At 48.6% G+C, this 25437-nt stretch carries 21 protein-coding genes and 1 pseudogene; 11 read left to right on the top strand and 11 right to left on the bottom strand.

The features are described from left to right. Nucleotides 1–3: 3 nt before the first annotated feature. The 5 genes from FXF61_RS04315 to lptF all read right to left on the bottom strand — a co-directional run bounded on the left by FXF61_RS04315 (nt 4) and on the right by lptF (nt 5552). On the bottom strand, nt 4–1059 hold the full coding sequence (locus FXF61_RS04315; RefSeq protein WP_151184100.1) for a DUF2066 domain-containing protein: 1056 nt from the start codon (nt 1057–1059) through the stop codon (nt 4–6). A 145-nt stretch (nt 1060–1204) separates the two neighbouring features. After that, nucleotides 1205–2143 (bottom strand): DMT family transporter, encoded by a 939-nt coding sequence (locus tag FXF61_RS04310; protein ID WP_151184099.1) that lies wholly within the window; start codon nt 2141–2143, stop codon nt 1205–1207. Between the two features lie 45 nt (nt 2144–2188). Next, nucleotides 2189–3286, bottom strand: coding sequence for a cell division protein ZapE (zapE, locus tag FXF61_RS04305; RefSeq protein ID WP_151184098.1), 1098 nt, complete (start codon nt 3284–3286; stop codon nt 2189–2191). Between the two features lie 87 nt (nt 3287–3373). After that, on the bottom strand, nt 3374–4435 hold the full coding sequence (gene lptG / locus FXF61_RS04300) for an LPS export ABC transporter permease LptG (RefSeq protein WP_151184097.1): 1062 nt from the start codon (nt 4433–4435) through the stop codon (nt 3374–3376). Then, on the bottom strand, nt 4428–5552 hold the full coding sequence (gene lptF, locus FXF61_RS04295) for an LPS export ABC transporter permease LptF (protein ID WP_151184096.1): 1125 nt from the start codon (nt 5550–5552) through the stop codon (nt 4428–4430). The genes lptG and lptF overlap by 8 nt, the downstream gene beginning before the upstream one ends. 138 nt (nt 5553–5690) lie before the next feature. Between lptF and FXF61_RS04290 the strand changes: the two genes are divergently transcribed. The 6 genes from FXF61_RS04290 (at nt 5691) to FXF61_RS04265 (ending at nt 10792) form a co-directional block, all read left to right on the top strand. Further along, nucleotides 5691–7178, top strand: coding sequence for a leucyl aminopeptidase (locus tag FXF61_RS04290; protein ID WP_151184095.1), 1488 nt, complete (start codon nt 5691–5693; stop codon nt 7176–7178). Continuing rightward, nucleotides 7175–7591, top strand: coding sequence for a DNA polymerase III subunit chi (locus tag FXF61_RS04285; RefSeq protein WP_151184094.1), 417 nt, complete (start codon nt 7175–7177; stop codon nt 7589–7591). The genes FXF61_RS04290 and FXF61_RS04285 overlap by 4 nt, the downstream gene beginning before the upstream one ends. A 172-nt stretch (nt 7592–7763) precedes the next feature. Then, nucleotides 7764–8825 (top strand): phosphoribosylformylglycinamidine cyclo-ligase, encoded by a 1062-nt coding sequence (purM, locus tag FXF61_RS04280; protein ID WP_151184093.1) that lies wholly within the window; start codon nt 7764–7766, stop codon nt 8823–8825. Continuing rightward, entirely contained in the window at nt 8825–9478 is a 654-nt protein-coding gene (gene purN, locus FXF61_RS04275; protein ID WP_151184092.1) for a phosphoribosylglycinamide formyltransferase, read from the top strand. The genes purM and purN overlap by 1 nt, the downstream gene beginning before the upstream one ends. Before the next feature lie 12 nt (nt 9479–9490). After that, nucleotides 9491–10210, top strand: a complete 720-nt coding sequence (locus FXF61_RS04270) for a DUF3108 domain-containing protein (RefSeq protein WP_151184091.1) — start codon at nt 9491–9493, stop codon at nt 10208–10210. Between the two features lie 144 nt (nt 10211–10354). Further along, a complete protein-coding gene (locus FXF61_RS04265) occupies nt 10355–10792 on the top strand; it encodes an OsmC family protein (RefSeq protein ID WP_151184090.1) in 438 nt (145 codons plus the stop codon). 121 nt (nt 10793–10913) lie between these two features. Here the strand turns inward: FXF61_RS04265 and htpG are convergent, their stop codons facing one another. Together htpG and FXF61_RS04255 are read right to left on the bottom strand one after the other, a co-directional pair. Beyond that, nucleotides 10914–12821: a molecular chaperone HtpG gene (gene htpG / locus FXF61_RS04260; RefSeq protein ID WP_151184089.1), complete on the bottom strand. Its 1908-nt coding sequence runs from the start codon at nt 12819–12821 to the stop codon at nt 10914–10916. A 124-nt stretch (nt 12822–12945) separates the two neighbouring features. Beyond that, on the bottom strand, nt 12946–14211 hold the full coding sequence (locus tag FXF61_RS04255; protein ID WP_151184088.1) for an MFS transporter: 1266 nt from the start codon (nt 14209–14211) through the stop codon (nt 12946–12948). Nucleotides 14212–14542: 331 nt separating this feature from the next. On the opposite strand from FXF61_RS04255, the gene FXF61_RS04250 reads away from it, so the two are divergent. The 4 genes from FXF61_RS04250 (at nt 14543) to phrB (ending at nt 18775) form a co-directional block, all read left to right on the top strand. Continuing rightward, a complete protein-coding gene (locus FXF61_RS04250) occupies nt 14543–15529 on the top strand; it encodes an IS5 family transposase (protein ID WP_151184087.1) in 987 nt (328 codons plus the stop codon). 182 nt (nt 15530–15711) lie between these two features. After that, nucleotides 15712–16101 (top strand): hypothetical protein, encoded by a 390-nt coding sequence (locus FXF61_RS04245; protein ID WP_178087262.1) that lies wholly within the window; start codon nt 15712–15714, stop codon nt 16099–16101. 265 nt (nt 16102–16366) lie between these two features. Further along, nucleotides 16367–17326: a DUF523 and DUF1722 domain-containing protein gene (locus FXF61_RS04240; protein ID WP_151184086.1), complete on the top strand. Its 960-nt coding sequence runs from the start codon at nt 16367–16369 to the stop codon at nt 17324–17326. Nucleotides 17327–17347: 21 nt separating this feature from the next. Continuing rightward, nucleotides 17348–18775 carry a deoxyribodipyrimidine photo-lyase gene (gene phrB, locus FXF61_RS04235; RefSeq protein WP_151184085.1) on the top strand — a complete coding sequence of 476 codons (1428 nt, stop codon included), beginning with the start codon at nt 17348–17350 and terminating at the stop codon, nt 18773–18775. Nucleotides 18776–18846: 71 nt separating this feature from the next. On the opposite strand, the gene brnQ is transcribed toward phrB, so the two are convergent. Further along, complete coding sequence (gene brnQ / locus FXF61_RS04230; RefSeq protein ID WP_151184084.1) at nt 18847–20172, bottom strand: branched-chain amino acid transport system II carrier protein; 1326 nt, start codon at nt 20170–20172, stop codon at nt 18847–18849. Between the two features lie 239 nt (nt 20173–20411). After that, on the bottom strand, nt 20412–21200 hold the full coding sequence (locus tag FXF61_RS04225; protein WP_151184083.1) for a zinc-dependent peptidase: 789 nt from the start codon (nt 21198–21200) through the stop codon (nt 20412–20414). A 304-nt stretch (nt 21201–21504) separates the two neighbouring features. Between FXF61_RS04225 and FXF61_RS04220 the strand changes: the two genes are divergently transcribed. After that, the gene (locus FXF61_RS04220; protein ID WP_151184082.1) at nt 21505–22248 is read left to right on the top strand and encodes a class I SAM-dependent methyltransferase; all 744 of its coding nucleotides are present in this window, start codon (nt 21505–21507) and stop codon (nt 22246–22248) included. Nucleotides 22249–22675: 427 nt separating this feature from the next. Here FXF61_RS04220 and FXF61_RS04215 read toward each other — a convergent pair. Both FXF61_RS04215 and FXF61_RS04210 read right to left on the bottom strand, forming a co-directional pair. Next, a pseudogene (locus FXF61_RS04215) lies at nt 22676–23184 on the bottom strand (O-acetyl-ADP-ribose deacetylase). A 127-nt stretch (nt 23185–23311) separates the two neighbouring features. Continuing rightward, entirely contained in the window at nt 23312–25315 is a 2004-nt protein-coding gene (locus FXF61_RS04210) for a protein-L-isoaspartate(D-aspartate) O-methyltransferase (protein ID WP_218571840.1), read from the bottom strand. Nucleotides 25316–25437 lie beyond the last annotated feature (122 nt).

Below are 25437 nucleotides of genomic sequence, written 5' to 3'. Positions count from 1 at the left end.
AAATTACCAGCTAAAATACAACACTCGCGCGCCATCACTATTGGCTTGGCTCTCATGCGGGGCTGAACTTATAGAGCTATCTGCCGCACTAGCATCTGCATATGTCTCTACTTGCGCCAGCGGAGCTGCTTGCTCTTGCAAATGCCCCAAAGCCAGCTGTGTTTTTAACTGTTCAACAGTACTGCGCACCTGCCATTGCGCATGGTCTTGGCTGACTTCTTGCAATTGTGCGGCAAAAGGCTCCAACAGACGCTCAAGTAAAACAAAGCGCTCTAAATCAACACCCGCCACGCGTACATTCAATAACTCACCTTGACCCGGCATAATTGCAAAACGCTGCGCTAAGCTTTGATTCACTTGGGCAAACACATGGTGCTCTAGTGCTGCTTGCGATGCTTCACTGACTTGACCTTGCTGTTCTTCATCACCAATCCACAGATACCACTGCGCCAGCAATGCATCGCCATCTATGGTTTGCTGAACCAGCATCACTGCGTCAGCGCTATAACGCTCAGCTGATCCACGAATATCTTGGCTGTTACTCAGCGCATCGCGGCCAATCAGCATCTGATCAGCCAAATCACCTAAAGGAAGCCGCGTTGGTACACCATAATACTGTGCCGCGCTTGCTAGGCTTTGCGCGCTAGGCTGACCATCACTGAGTAAGCGCTGGCCGTTGAGATCATCAACCAGCCACCAGGTTAGGACTACTGGTCGATTACTGCCCCATTGCGGCAAATCAGTGCGGTCCAAAGCAGCCTGTACGCTTTGCGGATCAAAATTAACAATTAAGGTATTGCCTTCATAACCATAACGACTGATAAGCGCCTGCGGGTCAGCATTATACTCAGCCAACTGCGCAGCTTGCGCTGCATCAGCTTGCCCAGTTAAACGCTGCATTAGAGTAACAAACGCTTGCTGCAAGCCAGCATCGCGTACATCACTTTCCTGACTTTCGAGCACTTCACGTACTTGATACAAACCAACAACAGGTGCCGCCTGCGCCGTTATCGTGACAAAGCTGATCAGTACGGCAGCAATAGCTATAATAAATCGCATGTGTATCCTCTCTAACCTGTTGAACCAAGTCCAACGCCTAGCTTAAACAGCCTCTACCTTGACAGCAACCGCTTGTTATCAAGCTGTGCTAGAGCGCTATTATTGAGCAGACTACATTGCGCATCAGTAATCCACATATTTAATTTTAAAACCCACGCCTTTTGAAAATAGAACGCAACACCTGCCAACGATTAATTAACAAGGCTAAAAATATCACCATGCATCCTACGACCTGTAAGGCACTCAAAGATTCTAGAAACCATACAGCGGCAAACAACGCCACCCAAATCGGCTCAAGAATCAACATGACCGCACCGCTGGTTTGCGTGGTTAGGCTTTGCGCATAGGTTTGCAGCCAGAAGCGTACTGCAGTGCCAATAATGGCACTGGCCAACAACCAGCCTAGTAATGCGGGTGACCACTGCACGTTCGCAACCTGCGATGTTTCCAACAGCAATGAAGCCAATAGCATAACAACACTGCCAGCACCTAAAGCAATAATGGTTAAGGCCAGCGGATCAACCGCACTCAGTTCAGTGGTATCTTTTCGTAGATAAGAGCGACGCACTGTAATCGTTGCAGCACGGGTATTTAACGTGAAGAAAACAGCCAAACCAACTGCGGAAAGTAAATAAAACACTTGCCCCCAGCTGATAGTAAAACCCTGCGCTGATGACAGCAGCACCACCCCAAACATCCCTACAGGCAAAGCAAACCAGGTACTGCGCAATACCGGCTCAGCAAAAAACACGCGTGCAACGACCGGAACCAGCAAAACACCAAGACTGGTCAAAAAAGCACCTTCACCCATGCTTGGGCTGTGCGCTAAGCCCAACACCCAAAACAGCATCGCTACACCAAACACAGTACCGACACGTGCACTGCGCAGCATGTGCTCTAAGGATAATTGGCGTAGTTTTCGCTGACCAATACAGGCTAAAAAAGTCGCGGCAAGCACAAAACGTAAGCCCATAAACAAGACAGGCGGCATCAAAGCGATGGCTTCTTTAGAAAACATCCAGCTGATACCGGCAATCACTGTCACTGCAACCAGCAGTAGATCCGATTGAGTCGCTCGTTGCATTGCGCCTACTCTACTGTGCTGAATATATGCAAAAAAACCAGATCACTAAGCTCTATGTGGCCGCGCTAAAAACTCGTGGGATTGCATTTCTAGTAAGCGACTTAATGTACGCTGAAACTCAAACTGTAAGCGGTTACCCACGTACAAGTCTTTAAGTGGCACCTGGGCAGAAATAATCAGCTTAATATTGCGATCATAAAACTCATCCACCAAGTTAACAAAACGGCGCGCCATGTCTTCGTTACTGGTATCCATTTGTTCAACATTAGACAAGATGATTGTGCTGTAAATTTTGCCCAATTCAATGTAGTCATTCTGACTGCGCGGCCCATCACAGAGCGCGCGAAAATCAAACCAAGCCACATCATTAGCAACTTTACGCGCCACAATAGTACGATTCTCTACGCTTAGCGGCTCATTTTCTAAAATCTTACAATTTCCCAATAATAAACTGCGAAAGCTTTTATCCAACTCTTGATCAACTTCAGCGCTGAGAGGGTAGTGATAGAGCTCGGCTTGCTCTAAGGCACGCAAGCGGTAGTCAATGCCACTGTCAACGTTAACCACTTCAGTATGCTGCTTTAATAAAGCAATGGCAGGCAAAAAACGTGCGCGTTGCAAGCCATCTTTGTAGAGACCATCAGGAACAATGTTGGAGGTAGCCACCAAGCTGACGCCATTTTTAAACAACTCTTCCAACAAGCCTGCAAGAATCATCGCATCGGTAATATCTGAGACAAAAAACTCATCGAAACAAATCACCCGTGCTTCTTTGGCAAAGCGCTGCGCGACAATCACCAGCGGGTTTTTTTCACCATCGAGGCTGCGCAGTTCTTCATGCACACGCTTCATAAAGCGGTGAAAATGCGTACGCATCTTCTGCTCAAATGGCAATGAGTCAAAAAAAGTATCAACCAGATAGGTTTTGCCGCGGCCTACGCCGCCCCAGAAATACAGCCCTTTAATGGGCTCTGCTGGCTTCTTGCCCAATAAGCGGCCAAACAAGCCAGTGTTGCTGGGTGGTGCTTCAGCGACTAAATCATCATAAAGTCGCTGTAAGTGGCGCACGGCATTTTCTTGTGCAGTATCACGAAAGAAATCTGGGCGCTGTAAATCAATCTGATAGCGTTCAAGGGGTGTCATGGTGAGTGTCGGCCCGACAAATTAAACGGGGCAACACTTTAACCACGCCATCCACAATTGGCAATCATTGCAGCAAGATTAAAGCAACTAGCCTGCCCGTCTTAACAACCAAAAGCCGCATGCAGCACATATGAGCGCTGGCAATACCACCGCAACGATGGGGGCAAAGCCGAACACTAAACTGGCTGGGCCAAGCAAATCTTGGGCAATTCGAAAAACAAAGCCAACCACCACGCCAGTGAATACACGCTGCCCCAAGGTCACTGAGCGCAGAGGGCCAAACACAAAGGAAATCGCCAACACAACCAACGCAGCAGTAACTAAAGGCTGCAACACCTTGACCCAGAAGGCCAGCCAATAGCGATTGGCATTCAAGCCCTGCTCATTGAGGTAACTGGCATAGCGCCACAAACCGCTAATGGGCAAGGTGTCCGGCTCCATCACCACGGTATTGAGCAGTTTTGGGCTAATTTCTACGTCCCAGCGCTCGCTCACCGCTTGTTTGGTGCGACTGCTGCGCGGCTCTAACTCGGTATACACCACATCTTCAAGCTGCCAGTAGCCTTCTTGATAGAGTGCTTGCTGAGCAAAACTTGAGCGTAATAAACGCTGTTGATCATCAAACATGTAACGCGTTACCCCGATCAACTTACCGCCAGGCTGCACCGCATTGACATGAATATATTCGTTACCCTGTCGATGCCACAAACCATGCTTGGCACTTTGCGCTTTGCCAATGGACTGCGCCAGTGAGCGATTGGCTTGCGCTATACTTGAGCTCCAAGGCGCTAAATACTCACCCACTAACAAGCCGATTAACATCAGCACCAGCATCGGCTTCATCACTGCCCAGACAATGCGGCGAATAGAAACGCCGGCTGCGCGTATCACCGTCAGCTCACTGCTGCTGGCCAAGCTTCCCAACCCCACTAGACAGCCAATCAAGGCCGCCATGGGCAGCATCTCATAGATGCGCCGTGGTGCGGTTAAACCAACATAGCTGGCTGCATGCCAGAAGGTATACGCACCTTCAACGTCATTGAGCTCGTCAATAAAAGCAAACAATAAAGCCAACGCGGTGATAATACCCAGCACCGCAACAATCGCCAAAAACACACTGCTACCAATATAGCGATCCAGCCTACGCATGCTGCACCCCCTTTTGAGCACGGCGTCGCGCCATACGCAACTGCAGAGGTTGCCAGTACACTAGCAGCAGACCAATCAGTAAAAACACACCATGCACCGGCCATAACCCCAGAGCGATAGGGATCTGCTCCTTATCCAGCGCACTGCGCGCTGCCACCAGCAGCGCCAAATACGCCATATACAATAAAATCGCTGGCAGTAACTTCAAAAAACGACCTTGGCGTGGATTGGCGCGCGACAAAGGCACTGCAATCAGGGTCACAATCAGCACCAGCAGCGGCGAGGATAAACGCCACTGCAATTCAGATTTCATTCTTGGTTGCGGGCTATCCAACAACTGCTGAGTGCTCATGGTTTCACGCTCACCAACTTTTACTTCGACCGAAGGCTTAGGCAGCAATACGCCGTAGGTATCGTAATGGATCACTCGATAGTCTGCTTCACCGGGTGTGCCGTCATAGCGGTAACCATCGTTTAAAATCAAATAACGACTGCCATCTTCTTGGATTTCTTGGCGACCGGTTTTAGCCACCAGCACGGTGATGCCCTCATCCTTCTCTTTAGCTTTGCTCAAGTCGCGTTTTTCAGAGATAAAAACATTACGCAACTCATCTCGATCATCAGATAGCTCTTGTGTGTAGGTCACCCGTGAGCCATCGCGCATGGATTGGAAGCGTCCCGCCACTAAGGTGTCAAACTCAGTCAACGCATCTTGATCATTTAAAATTTGCGCTACATTTTGCACGCCTTGCGGTGTCAGAAAAAAACTCAACCATGCACACATCAAGGCAACCAATATGGCCGGAGCCAATGTATAGGCGAGCAAGCGCTGCTCACTCATTCCGGTAGCAGACAGCACTGTCATCTCACTATCAAGGTACAAACGCCCATAGGCCAACAAGATGCCTAAAAACAAACCCAGCGGCAAAATAAGCTGTAAGAACCCAGGAATGCGGTAACCCATAATCAGCAACAGCACGCCCGGATCAAGTATGCCTTGCGCTGCTTGCGCCAGGTACTTAATAAAGCGGCCACTCATAATAATCACAAGCAAAACCGTACTGACAGCACTAAAGGTCAGCAACACTTCTCGAGAAAGGTAACGAAAAACTATCAAGTATAGGCTCCATGCTTGTCAAAACCGCCTCACGCGGCTCACACTAGTCATACATATTATGGCAGTGTACATACACGCCGATGCAAACGAACAGTATTATCCTGCATCTATCTATCTTTGTCTTGAGGATCATTGAGTATGGAGTTTTTAGTCAAGCCCGGTTCAGTTGAAACACTGGAAACCAGCGCACTGGTATTAACCGTTAACGAGCAACTGCAACTGGATAGTCAAGGCCAGCTCATCGACACTCTCTGTGCTGGCGCGCTCAGCGCTCACCTACAAGCAGGCGACATTCAAGGCAAACTCGGGCAAACCTTACTGCTACACAACCTCGCCAATCTTAAAGCACGACGCGTACTCTTAGTGGGTATTGGCAAAGACGAAGAACTCTCTGACAGTAATGTACGCAAATTAGTCAGCGCTATTCTAAGTACTTTCAAAAACCTGTCCATCAAAGATGCAACCTTAGCCTTTGCCGATCTCACCTTTAAAGACCGTAATGCATACTCAAGCGCGCGTTTAGTCGCTGAATGCTTAGTGGATGGTCTCTACGTGTTTGATCAATTCAAAAGCGAAAAAGCACCCATTGTCCAGCTTAATCTAATCACTTTTGCTTGCCACCAAGATCAACAAGTGGCAGTTGAAAAAGCCTGCAAGCACGGCAAAGCCATTGCTTCAGGTATGGCTTTTACGCGCGATCTAGGCAATATGCCACCTAATATTTGCCATCCGCGCTACCTTGCCGAGCAAGCGCAAGAGCTGGGCAAACTGCATAAAAACCTCAGTATTGAAGTGTTAGAAGAAAAACAACTCGAAGAACTCGGCGCCGGCGCACTGCTTGCAGTGGCTCAAGGCAGTGATCAACCACCACGCATGATTATTATGAATTACCATGGTGGCAAGAGAGCTGAGCAACCCTATGTTCTGATCGGCAAAGGTATTACCTTTGATACCGGCGGCATCAGCCTCAAGCCTGGCGCAAGCATGGATGAAATGAAATACGATATGGGCGGCGCAGCCAGTGTGCTGGGCACATTTAAAACCTTGTTAGAACTGCAACTGCCGATTAACGTAATTGGTGTTTTAACCTGTGCTGAAAACATGCCAAGCGGTGGTGCAACCCGTCCTGGTGATATCGTCACCAGCATGAGCGGACAAACGATAGAAATTCTTAATACCGATGCCGAAGGTCGCCTCGTACTCTGTGATGCCCTCACTTACGCGGAGCGTTTCAAGCCACAAGCAGTCATCAATATTGCCACCCTAACCGGTGCCTGTATTGTGGCTTTAGGCAGCCAAACCAGCGGCTTAATGGGCAACAATCTAAGCTTGATTGAGAGCTTACTCAGCGCCGGCAAACAAGCCAGCGATGTGGCTTGGCAACTGCCGCTGTTTGATGACTACCAAGAGTTATTGGACAGCCCCTTTGCTGATATTGCCAATATTGGTGGCCCTAAAGCTGGCACCATCACCGCTGGCTGCTTCCTATCACGTTTTGCTAAAAAATACCCATGGGCGCACTTGGATATTGCTGGCACGGCATGGATCAGCGGCGGTAAAGAGAAAGGCGCAACCGGACGCCCAGTACCTCTGTTAATCCAGTACCTATTGGATCGCGTGCAGTGAAAGTAGAGTTTTACGTTTTACCAACAAGCCAACCGGCGGACCGCTTAAATGCGGCCTGCCGCTTGGCACACAAAGCGTGGCGCGCAGGTTTTATGACCTTTATTCGTTGTGCTGACCCTAAGCAGCAAAACGCGCTGGACGAGCTGCTATGGACTTTTCGCAAACACAGCTTTATCCCACATGAGATTTACACAGAGCATGCCCAAGCCCCGGTTCTACTCGGTATTGATCAGCCACCGCCCTTCACTGCGGGTGTTCTGATCAATTTACATAAGCAATTGTCGAGTCACTTGGCATGTTTTAGCCGAGTCATTGAGATTGTTAACCAAGAGCCCGAGCTGCTGCAAATCAGTCGGAAAAATTTTGTCGAATACCGTCAGCAGGGTTTTCAACCCGCCCGTGTTGAGCTGTAAACCCTGTTATATAAGCGCAAACGCACAACAAACTTAAGCTAAAAACCTGCAAAGCCCTCGCTTTATTCAGTTTAAGCCTGTCTTTACCATCCGATGATGGCCGCTCGGCTTGAAGCCTGATAAAATCCCGCAATTGATCATATTTTTCGCACACTTCGCAAAGGCCCAATTCATGAGCAACAACAAAACCTCTTTAAGCTACAAAGACGCTGGTGTAGATATCGACGCTGGTGAAGCACTGGTTGAGCGTATCAAGGGCGTTGCTAAGCGCACTGCACGCCCTGAAGTGCTCGGTGGCCTTGGCGGCTTTGGTGCTTTATGTGAGATTCCTGAAGGCTATCGCCAGCCTGTTTTAGTATCCGGCACCGACGGTGTGGGTACTAAGCTACGCTTAGCCATTGACCTGAATAAGCATGAAAAAATTGGTATTGATCTGGTGGCCATGTGCGTCAATGACTTAATCGTCAGCGGTGCTGAGCCTTTGTTTTTCTTAGACTATTACGCCACTGGCAAACTCAATGTCGATATCGCTGCACAAGTGGTGACCGGTATCGGCGAAGGCTGTGAACAAGCCGGCTGCGCTTTAGTAGGCGGTGAAACGGCTGAAATGCCGGGCATGTACAGTGGTGAAGATTACGACTTAGCGGGTTTCTGTGTTGGCGTGGTGGAAAAATCAGAAATCATTGATGGCAGCACAGTGGCTGCAGGTGATGTGTTAATTGCCCTGCCCTCTTCAGGCCCGCATTCCAATGGCTACTCATTGATTCGTAAAATCATTGAAGTGGCACAGGTTGATATCCAGACCACGCAAGTAGATGGCACAGCACTCAGCGAGCTACTGATGGCACCAACCCGCATTTACGTTAAGCCGCTGCTCAAACTGATCAAAGAAACCGGCACGGTAAAAGCCATGTCGCACATTACCGGCGGTGGCTTGCTAGAAAACATTCCACGCGTACTGCCTGCTAACTCACAAGCCGTGATTGATGTCGCGAGCTGGACCCGTCCTGCCGTATTTGATTGGCTGCAAGAGCATGGCAACGTAGCTGAAGTTGAAATGCACCGCGTGCTCAACTGCGGTGTCGGCATGGTGATTTGTGTTGCTGCAGAGCAACAGGCCTCTGTACTTGAGCACTTGCAAGCATCAGGCGAGAAGCCATGGGTGATCGGTCATATTCAAACAGCCTCTGAAAACGCTGAACGTATTGTTCTTAACAACTTAAAAAGCCATTAATGAGCGACTCTAAAACGTGCAATATTGTTGTCCTGATCTCTGGATCAGGCAGCAACTTGCAAGCCATTATCGATGACCTGGTTAATCATCCCAGCGCACGTATCAGTGCGGTGGTAAGCAACCGTGCTGACGCCTATGGCTTGCAGCGTGCGCAGCAGGCCGGTATTGCTACCCATGTGCTAAACCACAAAGATTTTGCTGATCGCTTGGCATTTGATACAGCTTTAATCCAAGTGATTGATCAACACCAGCCTAATCTGGTTGTGCTGGCGGGCTTTATGCGTATTCTGACGCCAGAGTTTACCCGCCACTATGCGCAGCGCTTGCTCAATATTCACCCCTCTTTGCTGCCCAAGCACAAAGGTTTGAATACGCACCAACGCGCCATTGATGCCGGTGATTCAGAGCATGGCTGCAGCGTGCACTTTGTTACCGAGGAACTCGATGGCGGCCCAGTAGTCATACAAGCTGTACTGCCGATCACAGCAGACGACAATGCTGAGCAATTAGCACAAAAAGTGCATACCCTAGAGCATCAAATCTATCCGTTAGCAATACGCTGGTTTGCCGAAGAACGCCTGCATCTAAGCCCACAGGGTGCAGTATTAGATGGGCAAGTCTTAGCCAGCTCTGGCTTTCAGTTTAATTCTTAGGAGTACACAACCATGCACCGCGCCATATTTTTTATCCTGGCCGCATTTAGCCTGCCAGCCAGTCTGCTGGCTGATGAACTGCAACCTTTCTCCGCCAGTTACACCGCAGATTGGAAGCAACTGCCGTTTAGCGGCACTGCTGAACGCAACCTCGAACTGCAAGAAGACGGCACATGGAAATTAGATTTTTCTGCCTCCATGATGGTTGCTGGACTCAATGAAACCAGCTGGTTAACTCTGCATAACGGTGACGTGCAACCACAAAAATACCGCTACTCACGCACTGGCCTAGGTAAATCAAAAAAAATCAAACAAGATTTTGACTGGAATGCCCATGTTGTAACCGGCAGTGATCGCGATACGCCAATTAAAGCAACCCTTATTCAAGGCGTGCAAGACAAGTCGTCTTATCAGCTGGCATTACAGCGCGATATAGCCCAAGGCAAAACCAGCATGTCCTATCAGGTTTTCGATGGCGACGAACTGGACACCTATGATTTTCGCGTCTTAGGCGAAGAAAGCGTAGAAACCAGAGTTGGCACTGTCGATGCGATTAAAGTTGAGCGCGTGCGTGACCCAACCCAAAGTAAGCGCATTACCATTTTATGGTTTGCCAAAGATTGGGATTACTTATTGGTGCGTTTGCAGCAAGTTGAAAAAGATGGCAAGGAATATCAAATCATCTTAGAAAACGGCAGCGTCAATAACAAAACCGTTAAAGGCCGTAGCTAAATCCACCGTTTTGACATCACAAACAACAGACGATTAATCTTGTTTGATGCGCATCAACACACTCTACAGAACAATATAGTATACTTCAGTCTTATTTATAAACGATGACAGTTTACTAAAGCTGCTCTTAAGGAGTTAAAAAGCATGGCAATAAAAACATTGCGCGCGACCGGCCACATGACCTCAGGTATGACGATTGAGATTATGTGTGGTGAGCACAAGGTTTACATGGATCAACCGAAGAATGCTGGCGGTGCTAACTTAGGTCCTGCACCACCGGAGTTGATCCTTGCTGCATACGCTGGTTGTGTGGGGAGTTTAGGCCGCATTATTGCGTTCCAAGATAAAATCACCTTACGCGGTATGAGCTTCGAAGTTGAAGCCGATTACGATCCAGACTACTTAATGGGCCGTGAAACTGATCAGCGTGCAGGCTTTCAAGAAATGCGCTTAAAGGTCAAGATTGATGCCGACTTGGATGATGCTGCTAAGCAAGCCTTTTTAGATAAAATCGAAGACCGCTGCCCAGTGGGTGACAACCTAATCAACTCAACCAAGTTGGTCACTGTACTCGACAAATAAGCCGTTTTTATAGCCTAGCGCCTATAACGCAGACGTCGTATTAAGCCTCGGCCCTAAATTCTGAGCAATAAAAAACCGCGAATTCGCGGTTTTTTATTGCTTTAAACTATTAAGACAAGGCTTAACTGCTTAATTCAACCAGCAGTTTGTTCAAGCGCTGCACATAGGCTGATGGGTCTTTTAAACTATCGCCAGCCGCTAATGCGGCCTGATCAAACAAGATCATCGACAAATCAGCAAAACGTGTTTCATCGGTTTCAGCATCGAGCTTTTCAACCAAGTTATGCGCTGGGTTAATCTCAAATACAGGCTTTGAATCCGGTACTTTTTGACCGCTGGCTTCGAGGATCTGACGCATTTGCAAACCTAGATCCTGCTCGCCAATTGCCAAGATAGCTGGCGACTCAGTTAAACGATGGGAAACACGCACATCAGCAACCTGATCACCTAACACAACTTTCAAGCGGCTGACTAAAGCTTCTTTGCTTTTCGCCACTTCATCTTGTGCTTGCTTGTCTTCTTCTGTATCAAGTGCACCAAGGTCTAGATCACCGCGCGCCACGTCAACAAAGCTTTTGCCATCGAACTCTGTTAAGTAACTCATGAGCCACTCATCAATACGATCGGTCAGCAGTAAAACTTCAATACCTTTCTTGCGGAATACTTCAAGGTGCGGACTGTTTTTAACCTGTGCATAGCTATCGCCTGTCAGGAAGTAAATCTTATCCTGACCATCCTTCATACGCTCAATGTATTGGCTAAGGGCAACACTCTGCTCATCATTACCCGTGTGTGTTGAAGCAAAGCGCAGTAAGCCTGCCACTTTTTCTTTATTAGAATAGTCTTCAGCCGGGCCCTCTTTAAGCACCTGACCAAAGGCATCCCAAAACTTCTGGTAATCTTCAGTGTTATTTTTCGCCATTTTCTCCAGCATATCCAGCACGCGCTTAGTCAATGCTGATTTCATGCTGTCGATCACCGGATCTTTCTGTAAGATTTCACGGGAGATATTCAGAGAGAGGTCATTGGAGTCAACAATACCTTTGATAAAACGCAGGTACAGCGGTAAAAACTCATCCGCTTGATCCATAATAAATACGCGTTGCACATAGAGCTTTAAGCCGCGTGGTGCTTCACGCTGATACAAGTCAAAGGGGGCACGGGTCGGTACATACAGCAGCGAGGTGTACTCAAGCTTGCCCTCAACCTTATTGTGGCTCCAAGCCAAAGAGTCTTCAAAATCATGGGCAACGTGCTTATAAAACTCTTGGTATTCTTCGTCTTTAATCTCAGTACGTGGACGTGTCCACAGCGCACTGGCACGGTTCACCACTTCCCATTCAATATCAGCAGATGCATCGGCTTCTTGTTCACTGCTGACTTCTTTAGGTAATTCAATCGGCAATGCAACGTGGTCAGAGTATTTTTTGATGATATTACGCAAGCGGAAACCATCAGCAAATTCGCTGTCTTCTTTTTTCAGGTGCAAAATAATGCGGCTACCGCGCTCGGCTTTTTCAATACTAGAAATATCAAATTCGCCTTCACCTTGCGAGCTCCACAACACGCCTTCAGCAGCAGGCAATCCAGCACGGCGAGTATAAACTTCGACTTTATCGGCAACAATAAACGCTGAATAGAAGCCCACACCAAACTGGCCAATCAGCTGTGAGTCTTTCTTGGCGTCACCAGATAGGTTTTTGAAGAACTCAGCTGTACCTGACTTGGCAATGGTACCTAGGTGATTAATTACTTCATCACGGCTCATGCCAATGGCATTGTCTTCAATGGTTAGGGTATTGGCGTCTGCATCAAAGCTGACGCGAATTTTCAGCTCAGAATCACCTTCCAGTAACTCAGGGGCAGACAAGGCTTCAAAACGTAGTTTATCTGCGGCATCGGAGGCGTTAGAAATCAACTCACGTAAAAAAATTTCTTTATTAGAATACAACGAATGAATCATTAAATGCAGCAGTTGCTTAACTTCAGTTTGAAAACCTAGTGTTTCTTTTTGTGCTTCAACAGCCATCGTTTCTCACTCCATATCGACTAATACAGGCCACGTTATGCTGGCGATGCACTGGATATGGGGGTGCATGTTAAAAATTCAACTGTTTATCTGACTGTATGGCGCACGATGCTAGGCAACCATATTACGGCTCAAGCACGCTTATTTGGCTGATATCACTGGCCAGCAAGGTAAAACTGACCATACCAGGCGCTTTAACTTCTCGCTCAATGATTACAGCACCTTCAGCGTTTAAACCAACAAAACGCCCTAACACTTGATTACCCTGCCTAGTCTGCACCTGCATTTGCACATTTTGATATTGGGCAGGGTTCGCTAATAATCGCTGCAGGGTGAAACCTATTCGACGATCATTGCGCGGGATATCCTTGTCACTTATAAGCACTGTGCTGTCTGCACTGGCAGCGTCAGTATTGCTTTGCGATTGTCCTAAATATTTTGGGTACTGATCACCCGCCACCATCCAGCTGCCTTTTGTGTCTTTAATTAAACGAACAAATGCTGTGCGCTGCTGCCCTGAAATATCAGCAGTCACCGTCAAATCAATGGGCGAAATTAAAGGCATAGGCGTTTCAATCGGTGCAACACGCGCACTTTGTACACTAAAGCGCCGTTGTAAATAATCCTCAATGACATACTCTAGCGTACTGATTGCGTCATACTTACGGTCTACTTGACCATCAATGTATTTTAAGTGATCGGTCAGCAACTGCACATTACCACTCATGGATGTTTTAAATTGTGGCGGCAGTACCAAGTGAAAATCACCTTGCAGTGTGTTGGGCGGCTGTCTGAGTAAATCTAAATGCAACGTGTAGCCGCGACTGATACGCCGCGCTTCCGGTAGTGCTTGCCCTGCTTGCAACCACATGATTTCAATCTCAGGCAAGTCACCGCTGTCTTGAGGCAGTACATCCAAACGCAATGTTTTCACCTCTGAGCTAACAAGGCGACGCGGCAAAGCAATACGCAATTCACGCTGTGCAAAAAAATCACGCCCTTCGCGTAAGACTAAAACGCCATCAATAAGCTCGCCGTAATGCGGTTGAAACGACTGCCCATACAACTCACCATACAAATCAAAGCGCATTTTATTCTGCACCTGATCACTGGCATTCTGCAGCCAGCTTAGGCTCAATAATGCTTCAAATTTACTGGCATCTTCGCTGGCTAACTGAGTAACACCTGCAGTTAACGGCACAAACCCTAACGCAGTAAACACCACAGCCTTACGCGCAACCGACCAGCAGCGCACAATAAAAAGTAACGTAATAGGTGGAAAAAGACTGCCAAAACCCCACAACAAGCTTACTTTAAAAGCCAGCACAACAAGCCAGAGCAGGCCCAAACCAATTAATAAAAAACCACCTAAAATCAGTAAAGCTGCCATACTCTCATCCCTAATATAGTTTGATATGTATACTGAACTTGTCTGCAAAAACCAACTCGAAACTGAGTACACACAGTGGCGCTAGATACGTATCGACACAGCCTAGGTGGACTCTTCAGACAAAACATCATACCCATAATCTTTAGTTTTACTGAAAATAATCCATATTTATATAGGATCGTGACGCAATTCTAGGCCGTTTAAGTTATAGCACCCTCAATGTGTAATAATGATGTTGTGTTTACTATTAAGGAAACACTGAACAAACCCCAAGCGGGCTGCAGCCTTTGGTAAAATAGTCCAATCCGTAATTAGTATCGAGTCCACAGTCATGCAAATCACTTTCGCCGAAGCCGAGTTCGTCAGCAAAAAGAAGCAAACCCGTAGGGATCGACTGTTGATGGACCTGGAAACTCTGGTGCCTTGGTCTGTTCTGGAATCAGTGATTGAGCCGTACTATCCGAAATCTGACGGCAAACGAGGTCGTCCGACTATGGGGCTTTCTCGCATGTTACGTATGTACATCCTACAGCAGGTCATGGGGTTTTCCGATGAAGGAACTGAGGATGCCGTTTATGACAGCGCAGCAATTCAGCTGTTTATGGATATTGATCTTGGGCGTGATGCCGTGCCGGATGCGACCACTTTGTTGCGTTTTCGTCGTCTGCTGGAAACTCACAGCTTGACTCAACAAATTTTTGCTGCGGTCAATTACCAACTGGCGAGCAAGGGCTTGTACCTCAAGGAAGGCACGGTGGTTGACGCTACAATTATTGCCGCACCACCTTCCACCAAGAATAAGAGTAAAAGCCGTGATCCGCAAATGCGCTCCACTAAGAAAGGCAATCAGTATTACTTTGGCATGAAAGCTCACATCGGTGTTGATGCGGCTAGCGGTTTGGTGCACACACTGGTCACCACTGCGGCCAACGTGCACGACGTGAACCAAGCTCATGCTTTGCTACACGGCGAGGAACAGCAGGTATACGGTGATTCTGGTTATCTGGGGGCTGACAAACGGGAAGAAAATAAGGATAAAGATGTGGAGTGGGTGGTAGCCATGCGCCATGGAAAGCGTCGAAAGCTGCGCGATAGCGGCACAGAAGAAGGTCAACTGGCTGACAAAATCGAAAAATTAAAGAGCCGGATACGCGCTAAGGTTGAGCATCCCTTTTACTGGGTCAAAGTGCACTTTGGTCACCGCAAGACTCGCTACCGTGGCTTGGCGAAAAACACAGCCCATCTCTATAGCCTGTTTGCCTTGGCAAACCTGTTCTTGTCGAAGCGATGTATGCCGTTGGCGGATAAATCCGCCTAAAAACCGGTAAGCTGCCGGTAAAAGCAGCAAAAACGGGTAAAACTGCTGATAAAAAGGTTATTTATGGCCCTGAAGTTGAAATTTAAGAGCTGAATTTTAAATCCGCATGGATTGGCTGGTTTGATTGGTTTTATTCAGCGTTTCCTTAAACACCAACGCAAAAAATATAATGGAGAACGACTATGCACAAGCCTTTACTTACTGCCCTTCTGCTTGCAACCACACTTGGTTTAACCGCTTGCGATAGTGAGCCACAGGGCAAATTAGATGCAGCTAAAGACGCAATTGAGCATAAATCTGAACAGTTAGAAGAGGTCAGTGAACAAGCTGCTGAAGAAGTCGTAGAGAAAATTGACGAAGTCGCTGAAACTCGTGAAGAACATGCAGAAGAAGCACAAGAACAGCTTGACGAAATCATCCATGAAAGCGAAGAAGCTGCAGCAAAAGCCAAAGCAGAGCTTGATGACGCAGCTGATGCCAGCGTAGAAACTATCGAAGACATTAAACAAGGTAGCCAAGACAGCATCGACGCGGCGAAAGCTAAGCTGAACGAGGCCACTGAAACAGAATAAAAACTGCTAACGCAGTATCAAACCAGCCCACGTACTGATATTGAGGTCAGCGTGGGCTTGTACACTTTTAGCAACCCGCACCCATCTATCGACAGTGTTATATAGCCCTAGTACACCACAGTCTCGCTTAAACACTGTTGAATAAGACAGGCTGTTAACTCACCAATAGTTATACAAAACCGGACAAAACTTATACAAGATGGTTGACTTGCACAACTATCCCTATACTCTAGTAGGCATATTCAACTGCCTATAAAGTACGACTATGAGCACTACAAACACCCTAATTAAAGTTGGTATCAGCGCATGCCTATTGGGCGCCCCTGTGCGTTTTAACGGCGGGCACAAGCAATCACAATTGTGTAAAAATATACTGAGCCAATACTTTGAATATGTTTCTGTCTGTCCTGAGCAAGCTATCGGTCTTGGTACACCACGCGAACCGATTCGTCTAGTCGGCGATACCAACAACCCGCGCGCTATTGGCACCGTCAATCCTACTCTGGATGTAACTGATGCGTTAACTGAGTTTGGTCAGCGTACCGCTGCGCAGTTGAATGATTTGTGCGGCTACATTCTGATGCAAAACTCACCTTCATGCGGCATGGAGCGGGTTAAAGTTTATCAAGATAACGGACACACCACTGAGCGGGGCGGCAGCGGGTTATTTGCTGCTGCTTTAATGCGCGCGCAGCCAAACCTACCTATTGAGGAGGATGGCCGTTTAAATGACCCTGTACTGCGTGAAAACTTTATTACTCGGGTGTTTGCCTATGCCCAGTGGCAACAACTTTTAAACAGTGGCTTATCACGAAGAAAGCTCTATGAATTCCATGCCCGCTATAAATATCAACTGATGGCAAATAGCCCCGCCGACTGCTCAGCGCTCGGACGTTTACTGGCGAGCAACCATCAAGTGCGTCTTGGCATTATCGCCACACAGTACTTCAGTCTGTTTATGTCGGCCCTGAAAAAAATAGCCAATCGCGGCTCGCATACCAATGTGCTGCAACACATCAGCGGCTACATTAAGCGCTCACTGGATGCCGATGAAAAACGCGAACTGCAGCTATTAATCAGCCAATATCGTACTGGCGTCGTGCCCTTGATTGTGCCGCTGACGCTAATTAAGCATCACTTTAAACGCCATCCAGATCGCTACATTGCTGAGCAAGTTTATTTGCAGCCGCACCCTGAAAACCTCAGCTTGCGTAACGCCATATAATTGATAATTAAGGACGCCTGCATGCAGCAACTCATCTGGTTTCGTAACGACCTGCGAATACAGGACAACACAGCCTTACACGCAGCTTTGCAAGCCGGCCCAAGCATTGCAATATTTCTCATCAGCCCAGGGCAATGGCTCGCACACAATGATGCGCCCTGTAAAGTTGATTTCTTACTGCGCAATCTGTCTGAACTAAAAAAAAGCCTCGCCACACTCAATGTGCCACTCTTGATCCGCACCGCCGATCACTGGCAGCAGGCTCCTGAGATCATTGCGCAACTGTGCCAAGAATTTAATGTTGGCGCCGTGCATGCCAATACTGAGTACGGTATTCATGAAAGCCAGCGTGATGCAGCAGTGGGTACGCTGCTAGTGAACCAAGGTATTTTATTTAACAGCCATTTTGATCAGCTGTTATTTAAGCCCGGCAGCATTCTGACGCAAAGCGGCAGCTACTTTAAAGTGTTCGGTCAGTTTAAAAAAACCTGCTATAAACATCTATACGAACATGTGCCAGAGCGTATTAGCACCCCTAGAGCACAAGCACCACTTGCCATTGAAAGTGACCCAGTCCCATCCAGCATAAGCGGCTTTAGCGCTGTAACTGCTGAGCTGCAAGCGCTATGGCCCGCCAGTGAAGATGTAGCGCAACAGCGTCTAAACACCTTTGCTGATGAGGCCATGACTGATTATTTAGAGCAACGTGACTTCCCCGCGCAAGCTGGCACCAGCCAGCTGTCGGCTTACTTAGTTGCAGGTGTCATCTCTATACGCCAATGCCTGCATGCAGCACTAGCTGCCAATCAGGGAGAATTTGATTCAGGCAAGCAAGGGGTGGTCACTTGGATTAATGAATTACTTTGGCGCGAGTTTTATACGCATATTCTGGTTGGCTACCCCAAGGTGTCACGCAACCGTGCATTTAAAGCAGAAACCGAAGCCTTAGCTTGGCGTGACTCACCGAAAGACTTACTGGCATGGCAACAGGGCCGCACCGGTTTTCCTATTATTGATGCAGCCATGCGCCAACTGTTAGCCACCGGCTGGATGCACAACCGTTTGCGCATGATCGTCGCGATGTTTTTAACTAAGAACTTACTGATCGACTGGCGTGAAGGCGAACGCTTTTTTATGCAGCATCTGATTGATGGAAGTTTAGCGGCAAATAATGGCGGCTGGCAGTGGAGCGCCTCAACAGGAACTGACGCTGTGCCCTACTTTCGTATTTTTAATCCCGTCAGCCAATCGCAGCGCTTTGATCCAAAGGGTGATTTTATTCGCCGTTGGCTGCCAGAGCTCAAACACCTCAGCGCGAAAGAGATTCATCAACCGAAACTGCTCAGTGGTTTGTTTGGTACTGAGGATTACCCCAAGCCCATTGTTGATTTATCAAGCAGTCGGCAACGGGCGTTAACTGCATTTAAAAACCTGCCATCAATCAGCTGACTGATCTGTTTGGCCTGTACTTGCAGGCCAAACAGATGTCTGCCGTTTACTGGCTACTAGGTCTAGCACGGCTAAGCTTGGTTTGATGGGCGGTAGCGATCGAGCACAGTCAGGCCCAACATAACCACAATAGCAGGCAGCAGCCAGCCCATTTTCTGCTGCGCCAAAGGCAGTTGGTTAAATAGATCTGGCACCCAAGCGGAAAGACCCGCAGCCGCCAAACCATCCATCACCCCGAACACTAAAGTGACCAACATCGTGCCACGAAATACCAGTGCGGTCGAGTTCCAACAGCGATCAAGCAAACTTAACACCACTAACACAATGGCTAATGGATACAGCCCTGTCAGCACAGGAATTGACACCTGAATGAGCTGATCTAAACCCTGATTTGACACCGCCCAACTGAACAGCACGAAAAAGATCACTATGTATTTATAAGCAATGTTAAGACGTTCGCTAAAAAACTCACCGCAAGCCACCAACAAGCCCACTGCAGTGGTTAAACACGCCAAGGTAATCACTAAAGCCAATAGCAGATTACCCAGCGGCCCAAACATATGCTGCACATAGATGGCCAAGACTTGACCGCCATTTTGCGCCTCACTGGCAATATCCTGACTGGTTGCGCCCAAATAAAACAATGACAAGTAGACAGCAGACAGCCCGACAGCAGCGATGAGGCCGGCATAGATCGAGTAACGGGTGACCAAACGCTCAGACTGCACGCCTTTACTGCGCAGCGCAGTTGCTATCACCACACCGAAGGCCAAAGCACCCAGCGCGTCCATAGTCAGATAACCATGCAGAAAGCCTTGCAAAAAAGCCTCCTCTTGGTACATGCCCAGTACATTACCCAGAGCACCAGCCGGCTGAAAAAACGCAGCACCACCGAGAATAGCCAGCGCCAGTAACAAAACTGGGGTAATGACTGTACCAATGCGTTCAATTATTTTATTGGGTGTAATCGCAAGATAAAGCACTAAAGCAAAGTAGACTGTCGAATAAAGCAACAAGCCGGTACTGCTGCTGCCAAAAAACGGTACAACACCAATCTCATAGGACACCACTGCCGTGCGTGGCGTGGCAAAAAACGGGCCTATGGCCAAATATACGGCAACCGCTAGCGCCGTTCCTGCAATCTTTCCTAATGGCTGCGTCAACGCCGATAAACCACCGCCAACTCGGGCCAAAGCCACAACCGTCAGCAATGGCAAGCCTACACCGGTAATCAAAAAGCCAAGTGCAGCACGCCAAACAGAAGCGCCGGCCTGCAGTCCAGATTCCGCAGGGAAAATAATATTGCCAGCGCCCAAAAACAATGCAAACGTCATAAAGCCTAGGGCAAACACTTCACGCCGACCAAAATGCAATGCTGTCGCTGTTGTGGTATTCATGGGGGTCCTTTAGCTTAAATTTTAAATTAAGCGCGCAAGTCTAAAGCACTGACCCGAATGTACAAAGGACTTAAGACATGTTCTGCATTCTCTAACACGGCTGGACAGCCGCTTTTGACCAGCTAAGGGCGATAAACAGAGCTGGTTATATTTCTCAACAAGATCGAAACAAAACTCATTAAGCGCTGCCAAAAAATTCACCGCTAACAAAGCAGCACAAAATAAATGCATTGAGATCTTTACATCGCAGAAGTCGCTAGAGCTGCAGGCTGCTGACGATAGAATTGGCAGAGCAGTCGATAGACCTCAGGCATATGCTCTTGCATGGCGTCTGGTGCCTCAAAAAACGTCTCACTGCACACCGCAAAAAACTCTGCCGGACTGGTCAGCCCATACTCATTAAGCGGCAGCGGGCGGTTGCGCTGAAAGTCTTTCTGTAACCGATCCCAAGCTGCAGTAAAGATAGTATGCCACTCACCGGAGCGCATATCAGGATGCATGGGCGGTGCGCCATTGGCACCATCACGCAGCATATCAAGCTTATGTGCGACTTCATGAATCACTACATTGCTGGCTTTACCGTCATACGCATGCGCCCCAGATTCGCTGACTGCTTGCCATGACAAAATCAAAGGCCCACGAAACCATGCCTCACCACTCAAGGCCGGGCCTTTAGAATGGATCACCCCATCATTGCTGCGGTGCGGGCGATTCGGAACAAAACCTCCCTCGTAAATAATGATCGTGCGCCAGCGTCTATACCAATTTAAACCCAGATGCAGCACAGGCACGCAGGCCATGGTTGCTATTTTTAAGGCCATCGCATCAGTAAATTGAAAACCACCACCAGAGGTGAAATGTTTACGGGCTAGAAAACGAAATGTCATCACTCGCAGCTTATCGCGCTCAGCACCCTGATAGCGCTGCATCACCGGCCAGTCAGCAATCGCAGCTTCCCATTGCGCCTCGGTAAAGCTCATTTTTTCAACACGACGATTTTCTAACCAGTGACGCAGTTGCTTAAACATAGTTATCCCAAGAGCTGTATAGCGAGTGTTTTAAAGATTTGCTCAGGTTGCGTTGCTTAGGCATTGTCGTGCCGCAAACATCGGCATAGGTTATCAACTCTGGACAGGTTAACCAAAATAAGGCTGCACGAACCTTTATTATGTTGGAACAAGCCGGCTCAAATGAGCACTGCGCCTCGCTAGCGACCGAGGTAAACAGTGTATTGCCTAACTCACTGTGAGTAAGGCGCTTATCTGCTTCGCAAAGCTGATTGATTAGCTTACTATGCGCCAGCAAAATACCTCAGCTAAACGTTAGGCTCATATGTCCGTCAATGCACTGTATACCGACCTTTCTGGTTATTACGATTTAATGTGTGCCGATATCGACTACCGCGCGCAAAGCAGCAGTATTCGCAGACTGCATCAAATCTTTGGTAATAACGGTAAGACGCATCTTGATCTCGCCTGCGGAACGGGCCCACACGTACGCCACTTTCTTGATTTTGGCTATCAAAGTAGCGGTCTCGATATTCACCAACCCATGCTCGATTTAGCAAAAGCCCGCTGTCCTGAAGCTCAGTTTTCCTTACAAAACATGAGCGACTTCAGCATAGCTGAACCCTTAGACCTGATCACCTGTTTTCTCTACTCCATCCACTACTGTGATGGCGTAGATAAACTAAAAGAGTGCATAGCCAGCGTACATCGCGCATTAAAAGCTGATGGTGTTTTCTGTTTAAACGTCGTCGATAAGAACAAAATCGACAGCAGCTTATGTGTCAGGCATACAGTGAAGCAAGATGATCACCACTTCACCTTCAGCTCAGGCTGGAATTACTCTGGCGCTGGAGAAATGCAGTCGCTCAAAGTCAGCATTGAAAAAACTGACGCCACCGGCACGCAAATCTGGCATGACCAACACCCAATGGTTGCTTTTAGTTTTGCTGAGCTGCTAGACATCTTGCAGCCTTACTTTGCAGTCCATATTTTTGAGCATGACTACGAGAGAATCATTCCTTGGGATAAAAACTCTGGAAATGCCATTTTTACTTGTGTGAAGATTTAGGGAAGCGCTGAATAATGTTGGCGAGGCAGTCAGGACTAGGCGCAACGACCAACGGGGGTAACGGCCGAAGGCTGGCCCGAAGAGCGAGTGCTAGCGAGTCAGATCGGCGAAAAAGCGCAGTTTACAAGTAGTAAATGAGCATTTTATTCGCTCCGCTCACCCTCTTCGGGGCCGTGCTAAAGCACGTTCAATTTAAAGATTGCGAGCCGTATTTTTACACCGCCCTGACAACGCAGGTAATGACTCAGCACTTTCTTAGATTACTCAATGCCTAGCAGCACAATAGTGTGCTAAGGCTTAATCTCAAGGCTCGTATTCAGTCAAGACTGAGATAGGAAGATGAGTTAAATTGCAGTTTCTGAGAGAAACCGATGCTCAAGTTTAGGTCTGAGGCCAACATGCTCAGCACTGCTATTTTTCGGATGAATTATCCTTTCAGCGCTCGTTGATACAGCTGTAGATCTTCAGCAGAGAAACAACAAAATACTACATTCTCAAGCGCAGGGACTAAGTCAACAAACGCTCGGACGGTATGCACGGCAATCCTCGCTGCTCGCTCAGCTGGAAAGCCATAAATTCCAGTGCTGATACAAGGGAAAGCGATTGAGCGTAAACTAGCGTTAACTGCTAACTCCAAACTCTTGCGATAGCACGAAGCTAACAACTCAGCTTCCTTATGCTTCCCCCCTGCCACACAGGGCCCACTGTGTGGATCACATGCTTGGCTGGCAGACGATAACCCTTGGTGATCTTAGCCTCTCCGGTCTTACAGCCTTGCAGCGTGCGACATTCATCTAGCAGCTCCGAGCCTGCCGCGCGATGAATGGCGCCATCGACACCGCCACCACCAAGCAGTGATGGATTAGCAGCGTTAACGATGGCATCAACCTCTAGAGTTGTAATATCGCCACGCATTGCACTTAATTTTGTGGCCATAATTTTTTCCTTCCTAAAGCGCTGCCTTAGAGTGTGCTCGTAAGTCGATATTAAAAACGCTAGCCAACGGCCTATTATTACTCAAACTCTGCGTTATCAGCGTCTTGGTTCAATACGCTGTGCAATACTACAGGCCAAAGGGATAGGTATCGGGCATGCCTTCAAGCTCATCGCTGTTCAGCGTCGTCACGGCACAACTGTGATCAATCCAGATGTACTCATCAAACTGACGCGGCAAAGTCGCCTCATAGTAGTGACTGGCACGCTCAGTCTCTGGTCGGTAAATCACCCCGATCGCCCGCCCAAGACGTGATTTCATCAAGCCAGCACGCACATCCGGATCCCCACCCCGCGCTAATGGCAACAGAAATCCAGTATAACCAGTGGCGTGACACAGATGCTCGTAACTCTCAGGTAGCACTTGCTTGAGAGTCTTAATCTCCATCGGCTCGCCCCAATCCGAGGCCGCCGCAACCGTGCCGCTGTTGGTTCCTAGGCCGATCAAGTAGGCATCATCAGCGAAGCGCTCACGACACAGCTGGCCGATATTAAGCTCACCGTACTGCAATCTATCGGTTGCCCGGGCATCACCAATGTGCGAGTTATGCGCCCAAACCACGCCGCGACTGCCTTCGCCATAATGCTCGAGCAGCGCCTCAAGGGTCTCAAACATATAGGTATCACGCAGATTCCAAGTATTGTAAGCGTCGTCATACATCAAGCGGTAGTAAGCCTCGGCACTGACCACTAAGCGCGCATTCTGCACTGCATCGAGAAAGCGTTCACTGCCATGCTCTGCGTATGTCTGCTGACGTGCTTGCAAGGCATCCAGCACATCCTGCACTGCCGCGCCACAATGGGCAAAGCCACGGCGTGCCGCCCAGCGCCCATAGTTTGCCGCTTCTGGCTTGAATGGTGCTAAGCAGTCATAGCGCTCACGCGCAAAGGCTGCCATCTCGGGGTCGACATCATCGAGGTAAGCAAGAATAGCGTCAATGGATTGATAAGGGCTGTAAAGATCGAGCCCATGCATGGCAACACGCTCACTTGGTTGCTGGTGAGCATTGTACTGGCGTAGCCAATCGATAAAACCAAGCACCTCTTGATTGCGCCACATCCACGTCGGGAAACGCGCGAAAGCAGTCCACTCCGTCTGTGGACATTCTGCATGCTGCACATAGTTGTTAATACGGGCAACATTCGGCCAGTCACCCTCAATCACCATAAAATCAAAGCCCTTCTCTTCGATCAAAGCACGGGTGATGCGCTGCCGTGCTCGGTAAAACTCGGAGGTGCCATGCGAGGACTCACCCATCAGCACCACGCGACTGTCACCAATGCGCTCAAGTAGCGCTTGCAGCGGCAGCTCATCAACCGAAGCAAACGGCTCAACAACCTGTTTCATTTTATCGACAAGAGCCTTATCTTCAGCGGATAAAGCCTGATACGCTGAGTTGTCACGACCCGGTGGATTGGTTTCCTTCCAACCGGCCGCACCGATCAATGGCACGAAACGCACGGCAGCAAGACTTTCAGTCTCAAACTCATCCTCACTGATGCGCGTCACGCGCAGCAATTGCTGACCTGCATGCTCTGGCCCCACTGGCAACACTAGGCGTCCGCCAATGGCCAACTGCTGCCTTAATGCCTCCGGAACAACCGGCGCACCTGCAGCAACGTTGATCGCATCGAAAGGCGCCGCCTCTGGCCAGCCCAGTGTTCCGTCACCAACCTTGACTTCAACATTGCTAAAGCCCTCAGCCAACAGCGCCTTTTGTGCCTGCTCCGCCAGTTCATTGATGCGTTCTATCGAATACACTTTCTGCGCAATACAGGCCAGCACTGCAGCGGCATAGCCCGAGCCAGTGCCCACGTCCAACACCCGCTCACCGCCTTTTAGGTCAAGCGCATCAACCATCATGGCAACAATAAAGGGCTGCGAAATTGTTTGCCCGGCAGCAATCGGTAGCGGTGAGTCGTTGTAGGCCATCTCGCGCAGATCATTCGGCACAAATGCCTCGCGTGCAACTCGGCCCATCGCATCAAGCACACGAGGCGAATCAATACCTCTGTTACGTATCTGGTAGTCGACCATCGCCTCGCGGCGAGCAGCTAAATCAAGCTCCATCATTTCTCTCCTCATCGAATCTCACACCTGCCAAGTCGGCAACGTTTGATATCTTCATGGGGATCGTATCCGATGCCAGACTGCACGGCCGTCCCCGTACCACGCGGCAAAACAGTGGTACTGCA

The sequence above is a fragment of the Pseudomonas sp. C27(2019) genome (genome assembly GCF_008807395.1).
In the GTDB taxonomy this organism is placed as follows: Bacteria; Pseudomonadota; Gammaproteobacteria; order Pseudomonadales; family Pseudomonadaceae; genus Denitrificimonas.
The sequence above is the reverse complement of the archived record's forward strand: the minus strand, read 5'-3'. Positions and strand labels throughout refer to the sequence as shown.